Annotated in this window: 9 protein-coding genes; 5 read left to right on the forward strand and 4 right to left on the reverse strand. The window is 74.3% G+C overall.

Translation table 11 applies throughout. The features are described 5' to 3' along the window. Window positions 1-630, reverse strand: a 630-nt coding sequence (locus FHL79_RS24225; RefSeq protein ID WP_218938601.1) for a TIGR04222 domain-containing membrane protein, incomplete at its 3' end; no start/stop codon positions are given. Window positions 631-748: 118 nt separating this feature from the next. Between FHL79_RS24225 and FHL79_RS24230 the strand changes: the two genes are divergently transcribed. Genes FHL79_RS24230 through FHL79_RS24250 form a run of 5 tightly spaced genes read left to right on the forward strand, consistent with a single transcriptional unit; the run spans window position 749 to window position 5,231 of the window. Then, the gene (locus FHL79_RS24230) at window positions 749-1,672 is read left to right on the forward strand and encodes a helix-turn-helix domain-containing protein (RefSeq protein WP_138761112.1); all 924 of its coding nucleotides are present in this window, start codon (window positions 749-751) and stop codon (window positions 1,670-1,672) included. Between the two features lie 43 nt (window positions 1,673-1,715). Next, window positions 1,716-2,858, forward strand: a complete 1,143-nt coding sequence (locus tag FHL79_RS24235; RefSeq protein ID WP_138761113.1) for an LLM class flavin-dependent oxidoreductase — start codon at window positions 1,716-1,718, stop codon at window positions 2,856-2,858. Further along, window positions 2,855-3,472 carry an FMN reductase gene (locus FHL79_RS24240; protein WP_138761114.1) on the forward strand — a complete coding sequence of 206 codons (618 nt, stop codon included), beginning with the start codon at window positions 2,855-2,857 and terminating at the stop codon, window positions 3,470-3,472. Before FHL79_RS24235 ends, FHL79_RS24240 begins: the two co-directional genes overlap by 4 nt. 23 nt (window positions 3,473-3,495) lie before the next feature. After that, a complete protein-coding gene (locus FHL79_RS24245) occupies window positions 3,496-4,344 on the forward strand; it encodes an alpha/beta fold hydrolase (RefSeq protein WP_138761115.1) in 849 nt (282 codons plus the stop codon). Next, entirely contained in the window at window positions 4,341-5,231 is an 891-nt protein-coding gene (locus FHL79_RS24250; protein ID WP_246081194.1) for a maleylpyruvate isomerase N-terminal domain-containing protein, read from the forward strand. Before FHL79_RS24245 ends, FHL79_RS24250 begins: the two co-directional genes overlap by 4 nt. A 9-nt stretch (window positions 5,232-5,240) precedes the next feature. Here FHL79_RS24250 and FHL79_RS24255 read toward each other — a convergent pair whose 3' ends face one another. The 3 genes from FHL79_RS24255 to FHL79_RS24265 all read right to left on the reverse strand — a co-directional run. Then, complete coding sequence (locus FHL79_RS24255) at window positions 5,241-6,380, reverse strand: serine hydrolase domain-containing protein (RefSeq protein ID WP_138761116.1); 1,140 nt, start codon at window positions 6,378-6,380, stop codon at window positions 5,241-5,243. 69 nt (window positions 6,381-6,449) lie between these two features. After that, window positions 6,450-7,049: a YceI family protein gene (locus FHL79_RS24260; protein ID WP_138761117.1), complete on the reverse strand. Its 600-nt coding sequence runs from the start codon at window positions 7,047-7,049 to the stop codon at window positions 6,450-6,452. Between the two features lie 167 nt (window positions 7,050-7,216). Continuing rightward, a partial coding sequence (locus FHL79_RS24265) for an aggregation-promoting factor C-terminal-like domain-containing protein (RefSeq protein WP_171058333.1) occupies window positions 7,217-7,508 on the reverse strand: 292 nt, incomplete at its 5' end.

Below are 7,508 nucleotides of genomic sequence, written 5' to 3' on the forward strand. Positions count from 1 at the left end.
GCCCCAGCCGCCACCGCCGCCGTCCCCGCCCCAGCCGGCGAGACCGAAGCTGCCGTAGGCCCGGGCCTGGTTGCCGTTGGCCTCGAGCGCGGCCTGGGAGTACCGGCCGGGACGCCTGCCGGTCGCCGGCGCCCACTCCAGGACACCGAAGACGCTGTCGTACGCAGCCCGGTCGGCCATCCGCAGCGGACCCTCCACGGCGACCTGGAGCAGGCCGGTCCCCGCCGCCGGCGTGGCCAGGACCTCGGCCAGCGCTCGCCGCCCGGCGGCGGTCCGCAGCTGGGCCGGCCCACGGCCGGTCAGCGTCGCGAGGGGGTTGCGGCGCAGCAACCCGGCCTCGACGAGGCGGTCGGCGACCCCGGTCAGCCGGGGGTCCTCGGCGGCGCGCAGCCGCACCGACGACACGGTGCGCCGGAACCGGGTGCCCACCAGGTCCAGGACCGCCGACTCCACCGGACGACCCGGCGTGCTGCCCTCGGCCTGGAGCCGCCCGGTGCCGTCGACACGGAGTCGGCCGCGTTCCAGCAGGGCGACCACCGCTGTGTCGACGACCCGGGAGAGGCCACCGGCGAGCTGCGCGACGTCGTAGACGTCGGACGTGCTGAGCGGGAGAGCACGGGTTCCGGTCATCGCTTCCGTCCTTCGGTCGGAGGTGAGTGGGTCCGCGGCCGCGTGGGCACAAGGTCGCATGCTGCAACTGACAGCGAAAGATGGCTTGCAACATTGCATGCGGCCTAGGCTGTTCGACATGGTGGACACCCCGTCGGTCCGCGAACGCCGCTTGGCCCAGGAACTGCGCCTGCTCCGTGCGGCCGCCGAGCTGCACGGCAAGGACGTCGCCGCCTCGCTGGGCTGGTCGCCGTCGAAGGTCTCCCGGATCGAGAACGGCCGCACCGGCATCACCGAGGCCGATCTCGAGCGCCTGGTGGAGTTGTACCGGGTGCCCGAAGTACAGGCGACCTTCCTCCGTCGGCTCGCTCCGGCCGCGCGGCCGCGCGGCTGGTGGGACGCCTACGCCGACGGGCTGTCCGACAGGTTCGCCAACCTGATCCGGCTGGAGGCCGGCTCGAGGGCGTTGCGCTGCTTTGCAGCGGTGGTGCCGCACGCGCTCGTGCAGGCACCCGAATACCTCCGGGAACTCATCCACTCGACGTGGGAGCAGCCCTCGTCCGCCGAGGTCGAGCGCCGGATGCTGGTCAGCCGCCGACGGCAGGAGCTCCTCGACCCCCAGCGCCCCAGCGGCGGACTGCAGCTGTCGATGGTGGTCGACGAGTCGGTGCTGATGCGCACCGTCGTCCCGGGGGACCCGGACCGGGACACCGTCGTCTGGCGGGAACAGCTGGAGCGCCTCGCCGCGGTCGCGGCCCAGCCCAACGTCACCGTGCAGGTCCTGCCCCTGGCGGCCGGGCTGCCGCCGGTCACCTCCGGCTCCTTCTCGGTGCTCGAGTCGCAGGCGACCAGGGCGCCGGACGTCGTCTACCTGGAGAACAAGACCCGGGTGTTCTTCATCGACTCGGAGGCCGAGGTGCACCGCTACACCCGCGCGCTCGACCTGCTGGGTGAGATGGCATTGCCACCACAGGAGTCCCTGACCCTGCTGACAGAGCGGCTGCGCTCCCTCGGCGGGAGCCGGGAACAAGTGCGGCCCCCGACCGGTTCCACCGGCCAGTAGTTGCACTCTCAACCAGTGCGGCTCAGACGAGAGGGAGCACGAGATGCAGTTCGGGATCTTCACCGTCGGCGACGTCACGCCCGACCCGACGACCGGTCGCACCCCGACCGAGGCCGAGCGGCTGAAGTCGCTGGTCACGATCGCGCTCAAGGCCGAGGAGGTCGGGCTCGACGTCTTCGCGCAGGGCCAGCACCACAACCCGCCGTTCGTCGTCTCCTCCCCCACCACGACGCTGGGCTACATCGCGGCCAAGACCGAGAAGCTGGTCCTGTCGACGTCCACGACGCTGATCACCACCACCGACCCGGTGAAGATCGCCGAGGACTTCGCCACGCTGCAGCACGTCGCCGACGGCCGCGTCGACCTGATGATGGGCCGCGGCAACACCGGTCCGGTCTACCCGTGGTTCGGGCGTGACATCCGCGACGGCATCCCGCTGGCCGTGGAGAACTACCAGCTGCTGCGCCGGCTGTGGCGGGAGGACGTCGTGGACTGGTCCGGCCAGTTCCGCACCCCGCTGCAGGGCTTCACGTCCACGCCCCGCCCGCTGGACGGCGTCCCACCGTTCGTCTGGCACGGCTCGATCCGCAGCCCGCAGATCGCCGAGCAGGCCGCGTACTACGGCGACGGCTTCTTCCACAACCACATCTTCTGGCCGGCGTCCCACACCCAGCAGATGGTCGAGTTCTACCGCCGCCGCTTCGAGCACTACGGCCACGGCTCCGCCGACCAGGCGATCGTCGGTCTCGGCGGCCAGGTGTTCATGCGCAAGAACAGCCAGGACGCGGTGAAGGAGTTCCGGCCCTACTTCGACGTCGCCCCGGTCTACGGCCACGGCCCGTCGCTGGAGGAGTTCACCTCCCAGACGCCGCTGACGGTCGGCAGCCCGCAGCAGGTCATCGAGCGCACGCTCGGCTTCCGCGACTACGTCGGTGACTACCAGCGCCAGCTCTTCCTCATGGACCACGCCGGCCTGCCGCTGAAGACGGTGCTCGAGCAGCTGGACATCCTCGGCGAGGAGGTCGTGCCGGTGCTCCGCAAGGAGTTCGCCGCGCTCAAGCCGGCCCACGTCCCGGACGCGCCGACCCACGCCTCCCTGGTCGCCGCCGCCGACGGCGGGCACGACACGACCGTGCACGCGGTCGACGACGTCACCGGCCGGACCGTCGAGCCGGCGACCCGATGACGACCCGGACGATCGCCGTGGTCAGCGCCGGGTTGAGCAACCCCAGCTCGACCCGGCTGCTGGCCGACCGGCTGGCCACCGCGACGGTCGAGGCGCTGCGCGCCCGCGGGGACGACGCCACCGTCGAGGTCGTCGAGCTCCGGGAGCACGCGCGGGGCCTGGCCGACGACCTGACGACCGGCTTCGCCAACCCGGAGCTGCAGGCCGCGATCGACACGGTCGTGGGCGCGGACGCGGTGATCGCAGTGACGCCGGTGTTCTCCGCCTCCTACAGCGGACTGTTCAAGACCTTCTTCGACGTGATCGACTCCGACGCGCTGATCGGCACCCCGGTGCTGCTGGCCGCGACCGCCGGGACGGCGCGGCACTCGCTGGTCGTGGAGTTCGCGATGCGGCCGCTGTTCGCCTACCTGCGGGCGGTGCCGGTGCCCACCGGGGTCTTCGCGGCCGGCGAGGACTGGGCCGGCGGCGGCTCGACCGCCCTGGCCGACCGGGTCGACCGGGCCGCCGGCGAGCTCGCCGACACCGTCGGCGGCCGTCCGGCCGCGACCCGGCCGGTCGACCCGTTCGCCGACCCGACGACGTCGTTCGAGGAGCTGCTGAAGGGCTCCTGAGCCCGTCGGGCAGGATCCCGGGCATGTCCGCCCCGCCGTGGTTCACCCAGGCCCTCGCCCAGCGGCCGGAGCACCGGGACGTCGTCGTCGCCGGTGCCCGGGTCGCCTACCGGGTCTGGGGGCCGGTCGGTGCCCCGGGGGTCGTGCTGGTGCACGGCGGCGCGGCCCACTCCGGGTGGTGGGACCACGTCGCGCCGCTGCTCACCGGGCACCGGGTGGTCGCGTTGGACCTCACCGGCCACGGGGACAGCGACCGTCGGGACAGCTACGACCCGCACCTGTGGGCCCGCGAGGTGGTCGCCGCCGCTGCCGCGGCCGAGCTCGACCGGCCGGTCGTGGTCGGGCACAGCATGGGCGGCTGGGTGGCGGTCACCGTCGCCGCCGTGCACGCCGCGGACGTCTCCTCGGCCGTGGTCGTCGACTCCCCGCTCAACGACCAGCCGCCGGACGAGCAGCGGTTGCGCGAACGCCGCCGACCGCACCGGGCGTACCCCACCGCCGAGGAGGCGGTCGCCCGGTTCCGCACCCTGCCCCCGCAGGACGTCGTGCTGCCCTTCGTCCGCGACCACGTCGCCCGGGGGTCGCTGCGCGCGGTAGAGGGCGGCTGGACCTGGGCGTTCGACCCGGACTTCTTCGGCACCCGGCTGCGGCTGCGCGACCTGCTGCCCGGCGTGGGCACCCCGCTGACGCTGCTGCGCTGCGAGCACGGGCTGGTGTCCGCGGCGATGGCAGTCGAGATGGCCGGGCTGGTCCGCGGCGGGATGCCGGTCGTGGAGCTGCCCGACGCCGGGCACCACCCGATGCTGGACCAGCCGCTGGCGCTGGTCGCCGTCCTGCGCACGCTGCTCGCCCTCCGGGGGCCCTCCCGGTGACCGGGCGGCGCGGCATGGCCGACGTCGGGCGCGACGAGGTGGGCGCGATGGTCCTGGGTGCCTGGGACGCCTTCCTGGACCAAGCGGCCGCCGTCGACCTGGGACGGGCGACCCGGCTGCCCGGCTGGCGGGCGCAGGAGGTCTGCGTGCACCTGGGCGCCTGGCCCGACCGCGCGGCGCTGGCCGGCCTGGTCGCCGGTGCCCGGGCGGGCGGGACCGGTGACCCCGGTGACCCGGACGCCTCCAACGCCCAGGTCACCGCCGCCCACCGGGACGCCGACCGGGCCGCCGTGCTCGGCGCGCTGCGGGCCGCGCGGGAGGCGACCGAGCGCTACCTGGCCGACGAGCCCGTGGAGCTGGACACCGCACCGACCGTGTCCACCGTGGGCCGGCTGCCCATGCTCAGCGTGGTGCTCGGGCAGGCCTACGAACTCGCCGTCCACGGGCTGGACCTGGTCTCCGCCGGCGCCCACGCCCCGCCCGCGCCGGTGCTGCAGGCGGGGATCGCCGCCCTCGCCGACGTCACCGGGGCGCTGGCCGCCGCCCAGCACATCACCGCCGGCGCCGCGCTGGCCACCCCGGACGGCGGCTGGGCCTTCGCCGCCGACCCCTCGGGCTGGACCGTCCGCCGGCTGGCTGCCGGGGACGTGCCGGGCACCGCGGTGGAGGCGCCGGCCGACCTGCTCCTGGACGCCGCCTCGGGCCGGGTCAACCCCGTCGTCGCACTGGCCCGCCGCCGGCTGCGGGTGCACGAGCTGACCGGGCTGATGCAGCTCGCGCCGATCGTGCAGTCGGCGCCGGGCATCCCCGGTGGACCCATCCTGGCGCTGGCCGCCCGGACGCTGGGCACCACCGGTGGCCTGCTGGGCCGGCTGCGCCGCGGCTGAGCCGGCGGCTCACACGCAGCGGTACAGCGCCCGCCAGAAGTCGGTCAGGAACGTGTCCCCGGGGACCGCGCCACGCTGGGTCAGCAGCACGGCCACCAGGTCCCGCCCGGGGTCGACGTAGGCGGTGGTGCCGGTGCCGCCGTCCCAGCCCCAGCGGCCGGGCTGGTCCCACGGCGCGGTCGGCTCGACCTGGACGCCGACCTGCATCCCCCAGGAGCGGCCAGGCCCCAGGAAGTCCGCGGCCGCACGGCGCTGGGCAGGGGTCAGCGTGTCGGTGGTCATGGCAGCCACCGAGGCGGGGCCGAGCACCGGGCCGCCGCCGTCGGCCAGCGCGCAGAAGAAGGCGAGCACGTCGGGCGCGGTGGAGACCAGCCCGGCGGCCAGCCCCTCGAACAGCGGCGGCCGGGCGGACAGCCCGTCGGCGGGGTCGAGCAGCTCGAGGCCGCCGTCGACCGGCAGGTAGGCCGCGCCCAGCCGCTGGGGGTCGCACGCCCAGAAGCCGGTCGACCGGAGGCCGAGCGGGCCGGTGACCCGGGCCTCGAGCAGCTCGTGCAGCGGCCGGCCGGCCACCCGGGCGAGCAGCACCGACAGCGCGTCGGTGCTCAGGTGGTACAGCCAGCTGGTGCCGGGCTGGGCTACCAGCGGCAGCTCGCCGAGCCGGCGGGCGAACTCGTCGTGGTCCAGTTGCGGCGGCAGCGGGCCCGGACCGATCCCGGCCGCGTCGACGGCCTGCGCGATCGGTGAGGAGTCCCAGACGCCGCCGAAGCCCGGCGTGCTGCTGAGCAGGTGCCGCACGGTGATCGGGCGGTCGGCGGGGACGGTGTCGTCGAGGGCACCGCCCCGGCTGCGCAGCACCCGCGGCTCGGCCAGCTCCGGCAGCCACCGGGCCACCGGGTCCTCGAGACCGAGCACCCCGTCCTCGATCAGCGCCAGGGTCAGCGCGCCGGCGACGGGCTTGGACACCGACGCGAGCCGGAACAGCGAGTCGGGGCGGACCAGGTCGGTGCCGCCCAGGGTCAGGCAGCCACCGGTGTGCACCTCGACCGCCCCGCGGAACCGCACCGCGGCGGCGAACCCGGGCAGCCGGCCGTCGGTCACCCGCGCCTGCAACATCGACCAGACGGTCACGAACCGGGACAGGTGCGCCATGCCAGCCTCCTGCGGCGACGGGATCCGCAGTGCAGACCCCGGCAGCGGGGGGAACTCATCGGCGCCGGGTCAGGACACCTTGATCGCCGAGACGTCGAACTCCACCTGGATGCGGTCGCTGACCAGCACGCCGCCGGTGTCCAGCACGGTGTTCCAGGTCAGGTCCCAGTCGCTGCGCTTGATCGCCAGCGCACCCTCGAAGCCGACCCGGGTGTTGCCGAACGGGTCCAGCGCGGAGCCGGTCAGGGTGAAGTCGACCGAGACCGACCGGGTCATGTCCTTGATGGTGAGGTCCCCGGTCACCCGGTAGACCTCGTCGTCGACCTGCTCGACGTCGGTGGAGGTGAAGCGCATCTCCGGGTACCGCTCGACGTCCAGGAAGTCCGGCGAGCGCAGGTGGCCGTCGCGGTCCGGTGTGCCGGTGTCGATGCTGGCGGTGGAGATCCGCAGCGTGACGCTGCTGGCCGAGGGCCGGGCCGTGTCCAGGTGGGCGGTGCCGCTGAAGTGGGTGAACGCGCCGCGGACGGTGGTCACCATCGCGTGCCGGGCCCGGATGCCGATGCGGGTGTGCGCGACGTCGACGGCGTAGTCGCCGGTCACGTCGGCCAGGGCGCTGGTGGCGGCGTCGAAGTCCGTCGTGGCGCCCTCGGGTGCGCGGTGTCTGCCCACGGGTCAGCGCTCCTCGTCTGGGTGGTCCACCAGTAGATCCTGCCCGATGGGTCCAGGCGGGTCAGCAGGAGGTGTCGGCGGACCCGTGTCGGACCTGCGGACGCACCGGGGGCCCGGGTCCCGCAGGACCCGGGCCCCCGGTGGAGGTGCGGTGGAGCTCCGGTGGCTCAGTACCAGCCGGTGGACTTCGAGTGCGACCACGCGCCGCACGGCGAGCCGTACCGCGAGTCGATGTAGATCAGGCCGGCGTCGATCTGCCGGTAACCGTCCGAGGTCTTCGCGATCCCGGTGCTCGCCCAGGTCGAGTCGAGGAACTGCGGGATGCCGTAGGCGGTGCTGGAGCGGTTCTGCGCGTTGGGGTTCCAACCGCTCTCCTTGCCCCACAGGCTCTCCAGGCAGGAGAACTCGCTCGAGTCCCCGCCCAGCTGGGCCAGCGCGTAGTCCTGGAAGGACCCACGC

The sequence above is a fragment of the Modestobacter altitudinis genome, from assembly GCF_005930475.1.
GTDB classification, from domain to species: domain Bacteria; phylum Actinomycetota; class Actinomycetes; order Mycobacteriales; family Geodermatophilaceae; genus Modestobacter; species Modestobacter altitudinis.

Bases quoted from the DNA above. Each gene is read 5' to 3' on its own strand.
- FHL79_RS24230 (WP_138761112.1), top strand. From the start codon at position 749: ATGGTGGACACCCCGTCGGTCCGCGAACGCCGCTTGGCCCAGGAACTG.
- FHL79_RS24235 (WP_138761113.1), top strand. From the start codon at position 1,716: ATGCAGTTCGGGATCTTCACCGTCGGCGACGTCACGCCCGACCCGACG.
- FHL79_RS24240 (WP_138761114.1), top strand. From the start codon at position 2,855: ATGACGACCCGGACGATCGCCGTGGTCAGCGCCGGGTTGAGCAACCCC.
- FHL79_RS24245 (WP_138761115.1), top strand. From the start codon at position 3,496: ATGTCCGCCCCGCCGTGGTTCACCCAGGCCCTCGCCCAGCGGCCGGAG.
- FHL79_RS24255 (WP_138761116.1), bottom strand. From the start codon at position 6,380: ATGGCGCACCTGTCCCGGTTCGTGACCGTCTGGTCGATGTTGCAGGCG.